At 72.0% G+C, this 16,295-nt stretch carries 13 protein-coding genes; 3 read left to right on the forward strand and 10 right to left on the reverse strand.

Annotated elements, in window-relative coordinates:
* The 3 genes from ABD366_RS34450 to ABD366_RS34460 are packed head-to-tail and all read left to right on the forward strand — an operon-like array spanning position 1 to position 3,844.
* Positions 1–2,730, forward strand: coding sequence for an FtsX-like permease family protein (locus ABD366_RS34450; RefSeq protein WP_344443078.1), 2,730 nt, complete (start codon positions 1–3; stop codon positions 2,728–2,730).
* Positions 2,727–2,885, forward strand: coding sequence for a hypothetical protein (locus tag ABD366_RS34455; RefSeq protein ID WP_324769383.1), 159 nt, complete (start codon positions 2,727–2,729; stop codon positions 2,883–2,885). The genes ABD366_RS34450 and ABD366_RS34455 overlap by 4 nt, the downstream gene beginning before the upstream one ends.
* Positions 2,882–3,844 (forward strand): ABC transporter ATP-binding protein, encoded by a 963-nt coding sequence (locus ABD366_RS34460; protein WP_324769384.1) that lies wholly within the window; start codon positions 2,882–2,884, stop codon positions 3,842–3,844. Before ABD366_RS34455 ends, ABD366_RS34460 begins: the two co-directional genes overlap by 4 nt.
* Positions 3,845–4,311: 467 nt before the next feature.
* Here the strand turns inward: ABD366_RS34460 and ABD366_RS34465 are convergent, their stop codons facing one another.
* The 10 genes from ABD366_RS34465 to ABD366_RS34510 all read right to left on the reverse strand — a co-directional run bounded on the left by ABD366_RS34465 (position 4,312) and on the right by ABD366_RS34510 (position 16,001).
* Positions 4,312–4,998, reverse strand: coding sequence for a DUF8010 domain-containing protein (locus ABD366_RS34465; protein WP_324769385.1), 687 nt, complete (start codon positions 4,996–4,998; stop codon positions 4,312–4,314).
* Positions 4,995–5,420: an acyl-CoA thioesterase gene (locus tag ABD366_RS34470; protein ID WP_324769386.1), complete on the reverse strand. Its 426-nt coding sequence runs from the start codon at positions 5,418–5,420 to the stop codon at positions 4,995–4,997. The genes ABD366_RS34465 and ABD366_RS34470 overlap by 4 nt, the downstream gene beginning before the upstream one ends.
* On the reverse strand, positions 5,420–7,084 hold the full coding sequence (ettA, locus tag ABD366_RS34475; protein WP_324769387.1) for an energy-dependent translational throttle protein EttA: 1,665 nt from the start codon (positions 7,082–7,084) through the stop codon (positions 5,420–5,422). The genes ABD366_RS34470 and ettA overlap by 1 nt, the downstream gene beginning before the upstream one ends.
* Positions 7,085–7,239: 155 nt before the next feature.
* Positions 7,240–7,743 carry a YfbM family protein gene (locus ABD366_RS34480; RefSeq protein ID WP_324769388.1) on the reverse strand — a complete coding sequence of 168 codons (504 nt, stop codon included), beginning with the start codon at positions 7,741–7,743 and terminating at the stop codon, positions 7,240–7,242.
* 113 nt (positions 7,744–7,856) lie between these two features.
* Complete coding sequence (locus ABD366_RS34485) at positions 7,857–8,159, reverse strand: hypothetical protein (protein ID WP_324769389.1); 303 nt, start codon at positions 8,157–8,159, stop codon at positions 7,857–7,859.
* 168 nt (positions 8,160–8,327) lie between these two features.
* Positions 8,328–9,773 carry an argininosuccinate synthase gene (argG, locus tag ABD366_RS34490; protein ID WP_324769391.1) on the reverse strand — a complete coding sequence of 482 codons (1,446 nt, stop codon included), beginning with the start codon at positions 9,771–9,773 and terminating at the stop codon, positions 8,328–8,330.
* Between the two features lie 141 nt (positions 9,774–9,914).
* Entirely contained in the window at positions 9,915–11,339 is a 1,425-nt protein-coding gene (locus ABD366_RS34495; RefSeq protein ID WP_411293712.1) for a Cys-Gln thioester bond-forming surface protein, read from the reverse strand.
* A gap of 499 nt (positions 11,340–11,838) precedes the next feature.
* A complete protein-coding gene (locus ABD366_RS34500; RefSeq protein WP_324769392.1) occupies positions 11,839–12,354 on the reverse strand; it encodes a single-stranded DNA-binding protein in 516 nt (171 codons plus the stop codon).
* A 132-nt stretch (positions 12,355–12,486) separates the two neighbouring features.
* On the reverse strand, positions 12,487–14,352 hold the full coding sequence (locus ABD366_RS34505) for a GTP-binding protein (protein WP_425577003.1): 1,866 nt from the start codon (positions 14,350–14,352) through the stop codon (positions 12,487–12,489).
* 5 nt (positions 14,353–14,357) lie between these two features.
* Positions 14,358–16,001 carry a GTPase domain-containing protein gene (locus ABD366_RS34510; RefSeq protein WP_324776048.1) on the reverse strand — a complete coding sequence of 548 codons (1,644 nt, stop codon included), beginning with the start codon at positions 15,999–16,001 and terminating at the stop codon, positions 14,358–14,360.
* Positions 16,002–16,295 lie beyond the last annotated feature (294 nt).

The raw sequence follows: 16,295 nt of genomic DNA on the forward strand, positions 1-16,295 counted from the left end.
ATGGCCGCTGCTACGAAAGTGGTGGCGCCCTGGGTACGCACCCGGCTGCGGACCGCGCCCGGGGCGGCGGCCGCCCTGTTCCTGCTCGTGCTGCTGACCTCGTGCCTGGCCGCGGCGTTCCCGCGGGCCGTGGACCGCTACGAGGACCGAGGGCTGCGGCAGGCCGTCACCGACGAGGCACCGAGCCGCATGATCCTCGACGTCACCACGTCCGAGCCCGGCCTCGAACTCGCCCCTGACGAGCGGGCCGAGAAGCTGTCCAGCGGCGTCGCGCAGACCGCGTACCGGAAGATCGCCGCGGCCCTGCCGAAGCCGTTCGCCGCGGATCCGCGCGAGTCGTCGTACGGGCTGCGCACCCTGGCGGAAGGGCTGATCGTCAACGACGACGGGCTGCCCCGGCCGGACGGTCTGGTGCCGCAGTTCACGCTGTACGCGCAGAACGGGCTCGCCGAGCACGCGAAGGTGACGGCGGGCAGGCTGCCGGGCGCCGCGTACACGGCCAGGCGGATGGAAGCCGTCGTGACCCGGGAAACCGCGCGGCACCTGCGCCTGCGAACCGGGTCGGTCATCCACGTCCCGGGCGCCGACGCGCGGCCGATCGCCGTGCACATCACGGGGATCGTCACCCCGGAGAACGCCTCCGGCGCGTACTGGTCGGCGACGTCCCAGCTGCGTACGCCCCGGCTGCGCACCACGAAGGACATGCCTCCGTCGCGGTACTGGACCGCCGGACTGCTGCTGCACCCGGACGCCGCACCCGCGCTCGTCAACACCGGACCTGTCGAGCAGTACTGGCACATCGCCCCGGACACCTCCGCGTTCACGGCACGCCAACTGCCCGCCCTGAAAGCCGGGTTGGCCTACATGAAGGACGGACCCGGGCTGCTGAAGGTGCGCAAGGCGTCGGGCGACCCGGGCACGGACGTCTCCAGCGGGCTCGACGACGTCGTCGCCCGTTTCGAGGAGCTGCGTTCCGGTATCACCCCGGTGGTGGCGGTCGCCGCGTACGGCACGGGCACCGTCGCCTGCATCGTGCTGATCATGGCGGGCGGACTGGCCGCGGACCGGCGCCGCGGCGAACTCGCCCTGCTGCGCTCGCGCGGCGGCTCGCTGCGCGGCATCGGCGGCCGGCTGCTCGCCGAGACGGCGCTGCCCGCGGTCCCGGCCGGTGTCCTCGGCTGTCTGCTCGCGCTCGCGGCCGTGCCGGGGAGCCGCTGGTCGCAGGCCGCGTCGGCGGCGGGCGCCGTGGTGGTCGTGGCGTGCGCCGCGCTGCCGGTCCGCGCGATGGCCGCCCACCGCCGGGCGCGGCTGCACAGCGCGCGCGACGACGTGGCCACGGCCCGCCCCTCCACCCGCCGCACGGTCACCGAACTGACCGTCCTGGTACTGGCCGTCGGCGCCATCGTCGCGCTGCGCCGCCGCGGCGCCACCGACGGCGGCGACGGCCTCGTCGCACTCGCTCCCGTGCTGGTCGGCGTGGTCGCGGCCTTCGTCCTCGTACGTGTCTATCCGCTGCCGCTGCGCCGCCTGGTCGGGCCCGCCGGGCGGTTGCGCGGCGCCGTCGGCCATCTGTCGCTCGCCCGCGCGGCACGGGCCAGAGCGGGCGCGGGCACGACCGTCCTGCCGCTGCTCGCCCTGCTCACGGCGCTGACGACGGCGGCGTTCGGCGGCAGCGTCCTCGCCGGGATCGACGGCGCCCGCGACCGGGCCGCGCTGCTCGCGACCGGCGCGGACGCCCGCGTGGACAGTGACCCCCGCATCGACGGGCCGCTCTCCGCCGCCCTCGTCAGCCGGATCCGCTCCACACCCGGCACCGGCTCCGTCACCCTCGCCGCCATCCATGACGACGCCGAGGTCAAGGAAGGCACCCGCCGCCTGCCGCTCGCCGCGGTGGACCCGGCCGCCTACGCGCGCTTGGCCCGCCACACCGGCCTCGGAGCCTTCTCCCCCTCCGACCTGAAGGCGGCGGGCCGCACGATCCCGGCCCTGGTCTCCCCGTCCATGGCCGAACTGTTCACCGGCGGCCGCCTCGACCTGTGGATGAACGGCGAGGACGTGACACTGCGCGTCGCCGTCGTCCGCGCCACGACACCCGCGCTCACCGACGACTTCCTCGTCGTCGACACCGCGGCCCTGACCCGCGCGACCGGCCTCCCGAACCGCCCCACGACCCTGCTCCTCACCGGCACCCGCATCGACGCGGCCGCCCTCCACGAAACGGCGGGCCCGGGCCGGACCGTCCGGCTGCGCGCCGTCGAACGGGCCCGCTACATCGACTCCCCGCTCCAGACCGGCGCCACCGGCATCTACGTCGCGGCGGTCGCCGCGGGCGCGGGCTTCGCCGGACTGGCCCTGCTGCTCGCCCTGGGCCGGGCCGCCCCCGAACGCCTCGCGCTCCTGGCTCGGCTGCGCACCATGGGCCTCACCCGCCGCCAGAGCCGCCGCCTGCTGATCCTGGAGGCCCTGCCGCAGGCGGCGCTCGCCGCGGCGGGCGGCACCCTGACCGGCTGGGCCGCGGTCCGCCTCCTCTCCCCCGGCCTCGACCTCACCAGCCTGGCCCTCGCGGACTCGGCGGGCGCCGGGGCCGGTCATCTGAACACGGATCCGCTGTCACTGGTACTGCCCGCGGTGTGCGTGGTGGTGCTCGCCGTCGGCATCGCGTCGCTCCAGGCGTGGTGGGCCGGACGGCGGGGCTCCGTACGGGAGTTGCGGGCGGGTGAGCCGACATGAGGCAGCCGCGCCTGGGTCTGAGCCTGGGCCTGGGCCTGGGCCTGGGCCTGAGCCTGGGCCTGGGTCTGAGCCTGGGCCTGCGCCTGCGCCTGCGCCTGCTGGAATCCGAAGACGAACCCACCACCGCTCCGTCCCGGGAGGCGCGCACCCCATGACGACCGAACACACCGGCACGCCGACCCTCGCGGAGCTGGAGGCACGGGCGTCCGCCCACCGGGACCGCCCGGCCTTCGGCCACTCCGCCCTGATCAGCTGCGACCGCCTGGTCCGCGTCTTCACGACGGACGGCGTCGAGGTCCAGGCCCTGCAGGGCCTCGATCTACTGGTGCAGGAGGGCGAGTTGATGGCCCTGGTCGGCGCGTCGGGCAGCGGCAAGTCGACGCTGATGAACATCCTGGCGGGCCTGGACGAACCGACCGCGGGCGCGGCCAAGGTCGCCGGCTACGACCTGCTCACGATGGGCGCCAAGGAACGTCTGCGGTACCGGCGCGAGGCCGTCGCGTTCGTCTGGCAGCAGACGTCCCGCAACCTGCTCCCCTACCTGACGGCCGCTCAGAACGTGGCGCTACCGATGCAGTTGCGCGGAAAGACGCGCCGCACGAGAAAAGCGGAGCGCGCCACGGAACTCCTGGACCTCCTCGGCGTCGCCGACTGCCGCGACCGCCGCCCGCAGCAGATGTCCGGCGGCCAGCAGCAACGCGTGGCCATCGCCGTGGCCCTGGCCAACGAGCCGAAGGTACTGCTCGCCGACGAGCCCACGGGCGAACTCGACTCGCACACCGGCGAGCAGATCTTCGCCGCGTTCCGCACGGCGAACGAGGAGCTGGGCACGACCGTCGTCATCGTCACGCACGACCAGGCGGTCGCCTCCGAGGTCCGCCGCACGGTCGCCATCCGCGACGGCCGCACCTCTACGGAGGTGCTGCGCCGCACCCAGGTCGACGCGGCGACCGGCCAGGAGTCCCTCATCTCCCGCGAGTACGCGATGCTGGACCGCGCGGGGCGGCTCCAACTCCCCGCGGAGTACACGCGGTCCCTGGGCATGCGGGAGCGTGTCCTGCTGGAACTGGAGGAGGACCACATCCAGATCTGGCCGGACGATCAGGAGCACTGACGGGGCGCTCCGCGCCGGGACGCTCCGCGCAGGGCTGGTGTTCCCCGACCGCGGGCCGGTGGGGTCTGGCCGCGCAGTTCCCCGCGCCCCTGGAGCGTGCGGCTTCGCCGCAGCACTGAGGCCATCGTCGGGTGCGGCGCCGCCGTGGTTGCTCGCGCCGTTCCCCGCGCCCCTGAAACACGCGGCTGCGCCGCAGCGCTGAGACCACCGTCGAGTGCGGCACCGCCGTGGTTGCTCGCGCCGTTCCCCGCGCCCCTGGAGCGTGCGGCTTCGCCGCAGCCCCATGGGGGCGCGCGTCCGATGAGAGGGTGCACGCAATGCGCATCTCAGGGGCGCGGGGAACGGCGCGACCAGCCCCCACCGGCCCGCAGCCAACAAACCGCATCCCAGGGGCGCGGGGAACTGCGCGAGAAGCCCCACCGGACCCGCGGCCGCGAAACCGCCCCGCCCCACCCGGGGCAAACCGCTCAGACGGGGCTGACCGCAAGCCCCCCAAGACCGCCGGAGGCACCCCGCCGCAACGCCACAGACCCGTACGGAGTACGCAACCGCACCCACGCCCCCGCCGCCAGCAGATCGACGAGGTCACCCCGAAGGAAGCCGAGCGAGGCCGCCGCATGCGCGAGCCGCACAGGCACCCCGCTGCCGCCGATCTCCCGGGACCAGATCTCCCGCCCGATCCCGTCGAGCCCGGCCCGGGTCCGCGCCTCCGGCGCCAACTCCTCGACGCGCGCCCGGAATTCACCCACGGCGACCTTCACGAGGCCACGCAGCGCCTCGGCCCCCGGAAACCCGGAGACCCGCTCCCATCCGCCGCGCGGCGGCAGGACCCCGGCCCACGGCGGACCGGTGACGGCCGCCGGGACCACGGCGGTGGCGGCGCCCTCGTCGACGGAGTCGAGCAACTCCCCCGCCGACACGGTCACATCGAGCGCGTCGTCGATCCCGTTCTCGTACGGCTTGAGGAGCCGTGCCGTACGGATCGCCAGCACCTCGAACGACGGCGGCCGCCCGAACACGGCGAGCGCCTGCCCGCCGGCCTGCGCCTGGAGACGTACGGCGGCCGCCTTGTCGTAGTGCAGCAGCCGGCCGAGGAAGGCGGCGACGTCCGCCGCCTCCCCCCGGTCGGCGAAATGCAGAACGGGCGCACTCATGCGGCGAGCGCCCCCGCACCGCCGTCGGCGCGGTCGTCCCGGTACTCCTCCAGGAACGACCGCTCCTCCGCGGTGATCCGGCGCGGCCGCTGTGCCTCGAAGTCGAACGGCACGACGACCGTCGACGCCCGCACATACACCACGTCCGCGTCCTTCACCTCGTACGTGAGCGTGAACGAAGCGGCCCGTATCTCGGACACCCACAGCTCGATGTCCACCGGCGCGTGCCGGTGGACCAGCTGCCGCTTGTAGTCGATCTCATGGCGCGCCACGACGGACCCCTGCTGGAAGTCCTTGTCCGGCCGGAACAGGAAGTCGATCCGCGCTTCTTCGAGGTACCGAAGAAAGACCACGTTGTTGATGTGGCCGTACGCATCCATGTCCGCCCAGCGCAGGGGGCAGGCGTATACGTGGCGAGCCATCAGCCGCGGGTCAGCTTCTTGTAGGTGGCGCGGTGCGGACGGGCCGCGTCGGCACCCAGCCGCTCGATCTTGTTCTTCTCGTAGGACTCGAAGTTGCCCTCGAACCAGAACCACTTGGAGTCACCCTCGTACGCGAGGATGTGCGTGGCGACCCGGTCGAGGAACCAACGGTCGTGAGAGACGACCACCGCGGCACCCGGGAACTCCAACAGCGCGTTCTCCAGGCTGCTGAGGGTCTCGACGTCGAGGTCGTTGGTCGGTTCGTCGAGGAGCAGCAGGTTGCCGCCCTGCTTGAGGGTGAGCGCGAGGTTGAGGCGGTTGCGCTCACCACCGGAGAGCACGCCCGCGGGCTTCTGCTGGTCCGGGCCCTTGAAGCCGAAGGCGGACACGTACGCCCGCGAAGGCATCTCGACCTGCCCGACATTGATGTAGTCGAGTTCATCGCTGACCACGGCCCAAAGAGTCTTCTTCGGGTCGATGTTGGCGCGGTTCTGGTCGACGTACGAGATCTTGACGGTGTCGCCGACCTTGATGTCACCGGAGTCCGGCGTCTCGAGGCCCTGGATCATCTTGAACAGGGTGGTCTTGCCGGCACCGTTCGGGCCGATGACACCGACGATGCCGTTGCGCGGCAGCGAGAAGCTGAGGTCGTCGATGAGGACCTTGTCGCCGAACGCCTTGCTGAGGTTCTCGACCTCGACGACGATGCTGCCCAGACGCGGGCCCGGCGGAATCTGGATCTCCTCGAAGTCCAGCTTCCGCATCTTGTCGGCCTCGGCGGCCATTTCCTCGTAACGGGCGAGGCGCGCCTTGGACTTGGCCTGCCGCCCCTTGGCGTTGGACCGCACCCACTCCAGCTCTTCCTTGAGCCGCTTCTGCCGCTTCTCGTCCTTCTTGCCCTCGACCTTGAGCCGCTCGGACTTCTTGGTGAGGTAGGTCGAGTAGTTGCCCTCGTAGGGGATGGCGCGACCGCGGTCGAGCTCGAGGATCCACTCGGCGACGTTGTCGAGGAAGTACCGGTCGTGGGTGACGGCCACGACGGCGCCCTTGTACTGGGCCAGGTGCTGCTCCAGCCAGTTCACGGACTCGGCGTCGAGGTGGTTCGTGGGCTCGTCGAGGAGCAGCAGGTCGGGCGCCTCGATGAGGAGCTTGCAGAGCGCGACGCGGCGCTTCTCACCACCGGAGAGGTTGGTGACACCCCAGTCGCCGGGCGGGCAGCCGAGGGCGTCCATGGCCTGCTCCAGCTGACCGTCGAGGTCCCACGCGTCGGCGTGGTCGAGGTCCTCCTGGAGCTTGCCCATCTCTTCCATGAGCGCATCGCTGTAGTCGGTGGCCATGAGCTCGGCGACCTCGTTGAAGCGCTTGAGCTTGCCCATGATCTCGGCAGCGCCGTCCTGCACGTTCTCCAGGACCGTCTTGGACTCGTCGAGCTTCGGCTCCTGCATGAGGATGCCGACGCTGAAGCCGGGCGAGAGGTAGGCGTCACCGTTCGACGGCTGCTCGAGGCCCGCCATGATCTTCAGAACCGTCGACTTACCGGCACCGTTCGGACCGACGACGCCGATCTTCGCTCCCGGCAGGAAGTTCAGGGTGACGTCATCGAGGATCACCTTGTCGCCGTGCGCCTTGCGCGTCTTGCGCATGGTGTAGATGAACTCAGCCAAGAGAAACCGTCCGGCAGTCGAAGTGTGGCAGCGAGGGGCCCGCGAACGCGGCACCACCGCGTGAGGGCAGATACACCCCATCTTGCCGTACGGCCACCCCCTGGCGGAAACCCGTATCAGGGGGTGGGCCTGAGCTGGGGGTTCTGGGAGCCGGGCTAGTCGAGCCAGATGAGCATGGCGTCTCCCGCGCTTGCTGCCGCCTGGAAGAACTGGCCGAGCGCTTCGTAGTGGTCCGTCACGTACCCCAATGATTCGCCGCGCTCCCAGACGATGGTCGGGTAGATCTCTGCTTTGGCAAGGTCGGTGGGGCCTACGCCCTCCGTCAGAGCAGCGCTGGGGGTGCCGGCGAACGCCTCGGCAGCCGCACGGACCTGTTCCACGGTGAGGTACCGGGGCGGTCCGTAGCCCCAGTCCTCGGCGCCGGGTATCTCCTGCTCACCGTGGACCACCGCGACCGGGAAGCCGATGCGTCGCAGCAGGAAGTCGAGTGCGTGCCAGGCCTTGTCGGTGGCGTGACTGCGCGCGTCGGGCAGTTCTGGCGGCCCGTCCGTCTCCGCCTCGATCAGTTCGTCCAGGAACTTCAGAGCCCAGTCCGGATCGCCGATCGCGCGGTCGAGCTGGGCAGGGGTCATGCGTGCGTACTCGCCGATCATGCTCATGGCCGGAGGTTAACCGCGTGCACTGACAGTGCGGCCGACCTGGTCAAGGCGCCTTCAGCCTCCGTGCCGCCGCGACGTCCCGCGGTCTGGGCCAGGGTTTCGGCCGCGGGAATTCAAGGGTCGAGCAGGATGAGCGCTGCGGTGGGCAGGAGTGTGCCCGCTGCGCTGAGCAGCCAGTAGTTCTGGGCGGTGAGGGTCGTGCGGCGGGCGAGGGCTCGGTTGGGGAACCACCAGAGCAGGGCGTACAGGCCGACGACGGGCACGATGATCACCAGCCAGAGGGCCATGCCGTCGTTCTCCGTCGGGGCCGGGTCGGTCCAGTTCGAGATCAGGTACCACAGCAGCCAGATCGGTACGACGCCCGGTATTCCGAGCAGCAGGTTGAGCACCAGGGGCGTCGGCCACCGTCTGAGCATCTTCCCCGCCGCTCCCATGTTCCGTGCGCCCGTGCTTCCGCGTGGCTTTCCCAGGGGCGAACCCAGCCGTGCCGGGCCCGGCCCCGCCTGTCCCCGCCTGCAACCGACTGAAGGGCCGCCCCGGTGCCATGCAGCGACGGGGCGGCCCTCAGGGGTGGTGTCGGCGGGTCAGTCCGTGCCGAATTCCATCGCGGCGCGGTCCAGCAGTTCCGCGTCGTCGGAGATTTCGCCGCGGGACGCGATCGCCTCGGCGCCGCCTTCCGGCATGGTGCCGATGAGGCCCGTCGCGGCGGCCTGGGCGGCGCCGATCGCCGGGTTGGCGGTGCCGATGAGGCCGAGGCCGGCGTACTGCTCCAGCTTGGCGCGGGAGTCGGCGATGTCGAGGTTGCGCATGGTGAGCTGGCCGATGCGGTCCACCGGGCCGAACGCCGAGTCCTCGGTGCGCTCCATGGACAGCTTGTCCGGGTGGTAGCTGAAGGCCGGGCCGGTCGTGTCGAGGATCGAGTAGTCCTCGCCGCGCCGCAGGCGGATGGTGACCTCGCCGGTGACGGCGGCGCCGACCCAGCGCTGCAGCGACTCACGGACCATCAGCGCCTGCGGGTCCAGCCAGCGGCCCTCGTACATGAGACGGCCGAGACGCCGGCCCTCGTTGTGGTACTGGGCGAGGGTGTCCTCGTTGTGGATCGCGTTCACCAGGCGCTCGTACGCGGCGTGGAGGAGGGCCATGCCGGGCGCCTCGTAGATGCCGCGGCTCTTGGCCTCGATGATCCGGTTCTCGATCTGGTCGGACATGCCCAGGCCGTGGCGGCCACCGATCGCGTTGGCCTCCATCACCAGGTCGACGGCGGAGGCGAACTCCTTGCCGTTGATCGTCACGGGGCGGCCCTGGTCGAAGCCGATCGTGACGTCCTCGGTGGGGATCTCGACCGACGGGTCCCAGAAGCGGACGCCCATGATGGGCTCGACCGTCTCCACGCCCGTGTCCAGGTGCTCCAGGGTCTTCGCCTCGTGCGTGGCGCCCCAGATGTTGGCGTCGGTGGAGTACGCCTTCTCCGTGCTGTCGCGGTACGGCAGGTCGTGGGCGACCAGCCACTCCGACATCTCCTTGCGGCCGCCGAGCTCCGTCACGAAGTCCGCGTCCAGCCAGGGCTTGTAGATCCGCAGGTTCGGGTTGGCCAGCAGACCGTAGCGGTAGAACCGCTCGATGTCGTTGCCCTTGAACGTCGAGCCGTCGCCCCAGATCTGGACGTTGTCCTCGAGCATCGCGCGGACCAGGAGCGTGCCGGTGACGGCGCGGCCCAGCGGCGTGGTGTTGAAGTAGGCGCGACCGCCGGAGCGGATGTGGAACGCGCCGCAGGTGAGCGCGGCGAGCCCTTCCTCGACGAGCGCCTCGCGGCAGTCGACAAGGCGGGCGACCTCGGCACCGTAGGCCTGCGCACGACCGGGGACCGAGTCGATGTCGGGCTCGTCGTACTGGCCGATGTTCGCCGTGTAGGTGCAGGGGACGGCGCCCTTGTCACGCATCCACGCGACCGCGACAGAGGTGTCGAGGCCACCCGAGAAGGCGATGCCGACGCGCTCGCCGACGGGAAGAGAGGTGAGGACCTTGGACATAGGAAGAGTATGCATGATTACGCATGACCATGCAACGGTGACCTGCGTCCCACCCCATCGGAACCCCGTGGACCCCACCGGACCCCACCGGACCCCACCGGACGGCGGAGAGGCCGCGCCGGTGGGGTGGGATCGGGCTGCTTACTCGCCGTCCGTCGGCGTCTTCTTCTTGCGGACCAGGATCAGCGAGGCTCCGCCGACCACGACCAGGGCGATGGCCACGCCCGCGATCACCGGCGTCGCGTTCGAGCTGCCCGTCTCGGCGAGGTCCGTACCGGCACCGCTGCCGCCGACGGACGCCGGGCTCGGCTGGGTCGTCGTCTGCGTGGTGAGGCCGTCGTCGCCGGAACCGACCGCGGCGGCCACCGTCCGGCAGTCGAGCACTCCGCGCAGCCGCTTCTCGAAGCCGTGCGGGCCCTTGATGGTGAAGTCGTAGGCCTGGTCCTCCTGGAGCGGGATCGTCACCGTCCGCGTGGCCCCCGCCGGGGTCGTGTACTCGGTCCCCATCAGGCTGAAGGTGAACGGCTCGTCGCCCTTGTTGACCGCGGTGATGTCGACGCCGCTCTTCGCGCAGTTCTTCCGCGCGGACAGCGCCGGGACGGCGCCCGTCTCCGCCCAGTTCGCCGTCGCGGTCGCGGCGACCGTGGACTCGCTGGAGCCCGCGAGGATCTGCGTCTGACTACGCGTCTCGGAGGTGAAGGCGCGCCCGACCGGCACGGTCGTCGACGCCTCCACGGTCAGCGCGGCCGAACCCGCCGCGGCCTCCTTCGGCACGTTGAAGAAGATCTGGCTGCCGTCGGCCGCGGAGGTGACCGGTCTGCCGGCCTTGTCGACGATCGTCACCCCGTCCGCGGCGGCCAGCGCGGGCGGTGTCACCGAGACGGCGTCCGCGTTCGTGTGCACGGTGACCGGGCCGAGCCGCTCGCCGGGCCGCCCGGAGACGGCCCCCGGCGTCAGGGTCAGCGAGGCTCCCGGCTCGGGCAGCGCACTTGCGCTCTTCTGTAGGTAGTCCGCGAGCTTCTCGGCGGCCGGGCTCTCCGCTTCGACGTCGGCCTGGTCCGAGTAGCGCCAGATGGCGACCTGGGTGCCGGCCGCGGCGTCCTGCTCGGTGAGGCTGCCGGAGCCTGCCTTGCGGGCGAGCGCGGCGAGGTCGTTGACCTGGGGGTAGGAGTTCTGCAGGATCCAGCGGATCCGGCCCGCGTCCGCGTTGCCGCTCAGGGACGTGCCGCTCCAGGGCGTCTCCTGGTACCGGGCGTCCGTCTGGGTCGGGTTGTGGATGTCGATGCAGTACGTCTGCAGCATCCCGCCGCCGTCGACGGTCATCCGGAACAGCCCGGCCGAGACCTGCTCGTCGCGCTCGCCGTCGTGGATCACGGCGGATCCGTACGTCTCCAGGCCGCCCAGCGTGGCGCTCGCGCCGCCCGGCTCTCTGGTGCCGTCGTCCGCGAAGGCCGATCCGGTACCGGATATCGCCCCGGCCATCGCGAGCCCCGACACGAGGGCCGCCGCCGCGAGGCGGGTGGCGCCTCGCTCACGCCGCCCGGCCCGTGAGAACACAGAAAACACGTAATTCCCTTCAGGCAGGACGTGGTGACACGTGGAGGGTGGTGTCCCGCCGGTGCAATCGCTTGGTCCTTGAGCTCCTTGTGCCGAGCCCTGTAGGTCGGGCCCTGTAGGTCGCGCCCCGTGGGTCGAAACCCTTTGGGTCGGGCCTCGTGGAGCGAGTCCCTCGAGGCTCTCGAAGCCCCGAACCCCCTGAGCTTCCCGAACCTCTTGAACCTCCTGAAGCTCATCGAGCCTCGCCCGGCATCCTAGGGAAGCGGCCGATCACGATCCCCAGAGCTGTCCTCAGTCAACCGATCCGACTCGCAATCGTTATCGCCAACACCGGTCCCGAACTGGGCTTATCGACAAATCTCCGGCACGCAGTCGTCGATAAGCCGCACTTCGGTCATCCGGCCGCCCGGACCCCGCACACCCGGTTTCCGACCCCGCCGAGGCTCCCCGGTACCCGCCACCACCGCCCGCCGCCGACACCCGTCGCAACCCGTCGCAACCCGTCGAGTCACCCCACCGGCTCCCCCACAGGCAAAGGCTCCCGCTCCGCCACCGGGGCCGACTCCCCTTCCGGTACCGGGTCGATCTCGAACGACGGCTCGTCCCGCGCCTGTTGCACCCCGCTCCCCTCACCACCGCCGGCCCTGGCGGGATCCGAGGACGTCCTCCTGACGGCCCGGCGGAACGCCGACGTGCCGCGGGACAGGTCGTGCCCGACCGCTGTCGCCGCGATGTCCGCCGACGTCCAGTGCTGCCCGCCCCTCTCCTCGTCACGTACCTTCAACCGGCCCTGCACGATGACCGGTTCGCCGATGGACACCGACCCCTGCACATTGGAGCCGAGCGGTCCCTTGGCCCACACCGTGAAGAAGTTCGTGTGCCCGTCCACCCATGTGTTCTGCACCGCGTCGAACCGGCGCGGGGTCACCGCGAGCCGGAACCGTGCCACCGGCCCCGTCGGCAACTCCCGGTACACCGGCGTCGTCGCGACGTTCCCCACCACAGTCAGCAGCGTCTCGTTCATGACGTACGTCCCTCCCCGTTCGCATCGCGACCCGAGCCCTCCCGAGCCGCGAAATCCGTATCGCGCCCCGAGCCTCCCCGAGCCGCGATCTCAGACTGCCCCGACGCCACGATCCCCGCCGACGCCTGTGCCCTACCGGCCGGTTGTGGACAACCCGGCCACCCGCACGTACTGCTCCCGCACCTCCCGGTACCGCAGCAGCTCCGCAGCGACGGGGTCCAGGACCCGAGCCCTGCCGCATGCCGCGGCGGCGTCCCGCAGCCGCCGTTCCGCCTCGTGGCCGTACCGTCGCGCGGGCCCCTTCGCCGCCATCCGGCAGGACCACTCGACGCACGGGCCGCCCACGATCCCGGTGAGCATCATCAGCGCCGGAACGCCCAGGTTCGGCGGCACGACGCCGACGATCTGGCCCACCAGCCACAGCGCGCCCAGCACTTGCAGCACGGTCATCGACACCTGGACGAGTACGGCGACGGGCCACCACCCGGGCCGCGGCGGCCGCCCCCCGCCCCCGTAGGGCCCTCCGGTGATCCGGCTGCCGCCCGTGTCCGGCACGGTGCTGTCCAGGGCCAGTTCGTCCAGCGCCTCCGGCAGCCCGTCCGCACCGCGCGCGGCGGCCTCCCGTACGGCCTGCCCCCAGGCGACGGGCAGCCCGGTCGCGGCGGCGTCGCCGACCGCCCGCACCGCGTGTTCGACGCGCTGCCGTGCCGTGGCCTGCTCGTCGGCCGGCGCCTCGGGGGCCTCGACGGGTGCGGGAAGGGTGCGCTGGGCCTCGTACCAGCGCCAGAGCCTGAGCCAGGGGGTGCCGCACGCCCGGTTGGCGCCGCGGGACCAGGCGCGTTCGGCGGCCTGGCCCGCGGCGGCGGCGCCCACCGCGTCGGCGAGCCGGTCGGCGAACTCCTCGCGGGCCGCCTCGCTCAGCCCGGTCTGCCGCCCGGCGCCGTAGACCGGCCGCAGGCGGTCGGCGGCGGCGTCGACGTCGGCGGCGATCCGGCGGGCGGCGGCCCCGCGCTCGGCCGTGAACTGGTCGAGCGCGTCGCGCAGTTCACCGACGCCCTCGCCGGTCAGGGCCGACAGCGGCAGCACGGTGGCGCCCGGTTCCCCGTGCTCGCCGAGCGCGATGCCGTCCTCGTCGAGCAGGCGCCGTAGATCGTCGAGTACCTGGTCGGCGGCGTCGCCGGGCAGCCGGTCGATCTGGTTGAGGACGACGAACATGACCTCGGCGTGCCCGGCCATGGGCCGCAGATACCGTTCGTGCAGCATGGCGTCGGCGTACTTCTCGGGATCGACGACCCAGATGACGGCGTCCACCAGGGCGAGCACCCGGTCGACCTGTTCGCGGTGCGCGGGCGCCGCGGAGTCGTGGTCGGGCAGGTCGACGAGGACGAGGCCGTCCAGGGCCGCCTCACCGTGCTGGCGTTGCAGCGGCCGGCGCCGCGAGCGTCCCGGGATGCCGAGCCGGTCGAGCAGTCCGGCGGCGCCGTCCGTCCAGCTGCACGCGATCGGCGCCGAGGTGGTGGGGCGGCGCAGTCCGGTCTCCGAGAGGGGCACACCGGCCAGGGCGTTGAACAGCGTCGACTTGCCGCTCCCGGTCGCCCCCGCGACGGCGACGACGGTGTGCCGCGCGGAGAGCCTGCGCCGGGCGGCAGCCTCGTCCAGTACGCGTCCGGCCTCGGCGAGCGTCCCGCCATCGAGCCGCGTGCGGGAGAGTCCCACCAGCTCACGCAGCGCGTCGAGGCGCGGCCTGAGCTCTGCATCGGTCCCTCCGTCGTACGTTCCCGGGCCCGCCGCCGGGCCGGTCTCCGGCGCCCCGCCCGGCAGTTCGGCGGCACGGCGCGCGATGAGCCCGTCGTCCCAGGGGCCGGCGCGGCCGGTCTGTCCGGCCGGTGGAGTGGTGCGTTCGGGTCCGGCTGCGCGTCCGGTGGGTCCGGCCGGGTGGGTGTGTTCGGGTCCGGCTGCGCGCCCGGTGTGGTCCGCGTGGTCCGTGACGGCGGTCACCGCCCTCACCTCTCCTTCTGCAGCAGCGACAGGGCCGCGATCAGTTCGGCCTGGGGTTCGGGGCCGACGCCGAGCGTGTCCACCGGCGCGAGGCGGCGCTCGCGCTCCGTGTCGAGGACGGTGTCCAGGTACTCGTTCAGCAGCTGTTCTCCGCGGTCGCGCAGGCGCAGGGCGCCCTGCGCTCCGATCCGTTCGGCGAGGCTCTCGCCCGCGGTCCTGGCCCGGTGCCCGCCGAGCAGGCCGGTGGCCACGAGCGCGGCGACGATCTCGGGGTCGGGCGGCGTCGCACTCTGCGCGTCGACGACGGCCTGTACCTCTTCCTCCGCGTACTCCTCGAGCACCCGCCGCCATCTCCGTACAGCCATGCCGATCCGGTGCTCGGCGCTCTCCGGGTCGGGGTCGGGCCCGGCCAGTCCGGGGGCGCCGCCACCCGGTTCCCGGCGCCATGCCTCGTCGATGCGCTCCTCGGCGGCGGTCACCGCGCACAACAGGAGGGCGCCCAGGCTCTCGACAAGAGCGTCGAGCAGTTCGTCCGCCGAGCAGTCCAGCGGATAGCTCCGCCAGCGCTTCAGGGCGTCGCCCGTCAGCACGGCACCTCCTTGCAGCCTGGTGCGTACGCGCGCGTGCTCGCTCTCGTACGCGTCCTCCACGGCGGCGACGAGCCGGACCGCGGCGGAGTACTGGGCGGCGACCGACGCGGCCAGCTCCGGCATCCGGGCCCGCAGCGAGTCGAGTACGCCCCGGGCGGTGCGGGTCATGGCGCGGGTGCGGGCGTCGGGGTCCTGGGCGCGGTGGGTGAGCCAGGCGCGCAGCGGGGCGACGGCGGTGGTCGGCAGCAGTCCGCCGTTGCCGGTCGACTCGGGAAGTTCGGGCACGGTGAACCGGGGCACCTCGCCGAGGCCGGCCTTGCTGAGCAGGGCGCCGTACTGCCGCGAGACTTCGGCGAGGACCTGGTGGGGCACACGGTCGAGGACGGTGACGAGGGAGGCGTCGTGCTCCTTCGCGGTACGCAGCAGGCGCCATGGCACGGCGTCGGCGTACCGGGAGGCGGTGGTGACCATGACCCACACGTCGGCGGCGCTGATCAGCCGGGCGGCCAGCATCCGGTTCTCGGCGACGAGCGAGTCGACGTCCGGGGCGTCGAGCAGGGCGAGCCCGCGGGGCAACGTCTCCGCCGTCTCGATCCGCAGTGTCCCCTCCTCGTCCTCCAGGAGGGGTGCGAGCGCGTCGTCCTCGTCCGGTTCGTCGTCGGCCTCGGTGTCCGCCTGCCGGGGCACCCACACGCGCGTGAGGTCGGGCAGCACCCGCATCCCGGCGAACCAGTGGTGGTCGTCGGGGTGGCAGACGAGTACGGGCGTACGCGTGGTCGGCCGCAGCACCCCCGCTTCGCTCACGACGCGCCCCACGATCGAGTTCACCAGGGTCGACTTGCCGGCGCCGGTGGAGCCGCCGACCACCGCGAGCAGCGGCGCTTCGGGGGCGCGTAGCCGGGGCACGAGATAGTCGTCGAGCTGTGCGAGCAACTCACCGCGGTTGGCACGCGCGCGTGGCGCCCCCGTGAGAGGGAGCGGAAAGCGTGCGGCGGCGACACGGTCGCGCAGCGCGGAGAGTGCGTCGAGCAGCTGAGGCCGTACGTCCAAGGTCACCACATGCGAAGAATGCCCAATTTTGGCGGCTTTCTGAAGCATATGACCGGCCCTGCGCGCCGACAAAACACCCGTCGGCAGGCATGAGGGCCCGAACAAGTTCCGAACAAGGCGCCCGATACCGCACAGGAAGCACACAGCGGGACGGAAGGGGAGGCAGGGGGCGCAGGCATAACGAGTGCACAACACCCGGGGCGTGAGACGCCAAAAGCGATGCAGGATTCGTACCTGCCTGCGATTATCGGGGTCGCTTCACTGAACCTCCACATAGAACCACGGAGGCGAAACGGAGGCGAA

This window comes from Streptomyces kunmingensis (assembly GCF_039533535.1).
In the GTDB taxonomy this organism is placed as follows: Bacteria; Actinomycetota; Actinomycetes; order Streptomycetales; family Streptomycetaceae; genus Streptomyces; species Streptomyces kunmingensis.

Coding starts and splice junctions, on each gene's coding strand:
- ABD366_RS34450 (WP_344443078.1), top strand. CDS start 1: ATGGCCGCTGCTACGAAAGTGGTGGCGCCCTGGGTACGCACCCGGCTG.
- ABD366_RS34455 (WP_324769383.1), top strand. CDS start 2,727: ATGAGGCAGCCGCGCCTGGGTCTGAGCCTGGGCCTGGGCCTGGGCCTG.
- ABD366_RS34460 (WP_324769384.1), top strand. CDS start 2,882: ATGACGACCGAACACACCGGCACGCCGACCCTCGCGGAGCTGGAGGCA.
- ABD366_RS34465 (WP_324769385.1), bottom strand. CDS start 4,998: ATGAGTGCGCCCGTTCTGCATTTCGCCGACCGGGGGGAGGCGGCGGAC.
- ABD366_RS34470 (WP_324769386.1), bottom strand. CDS start 5,420: ATGGCTCGCCACGTATACGCCTGCCCCCTGCGCTGGGCGGACATGGAT.
- ABD366_RS34480 (WP_324769388.1), bottom strand. CDS start 7,743: ATGAGCATGATCGGCGAGTACGCACGCATGACCCCTGCCCAGCTCGAC.
- ABD366_RS34485 (WP_324769389.1), bottom strand. CDS start 8,159: ATGCTCAGACGGTGGCCGACGCCCCTGGTGCTCAACCTGCTGCTCGGA.
- argG (WP_324769391.1), bottom strand. CDS start 9,773: ATGTCCAAGGTCCTCACCTCTCTTCCCGTCGGCGAGCGCGTCGGCATC.
- ABD366_RS34500 (WP_324769392.1), bottom strand. CDS start 12,354: ATGAACGAGACGCTGCTGACTGTGGTGGGGAACGTCGCGACGACGCCG.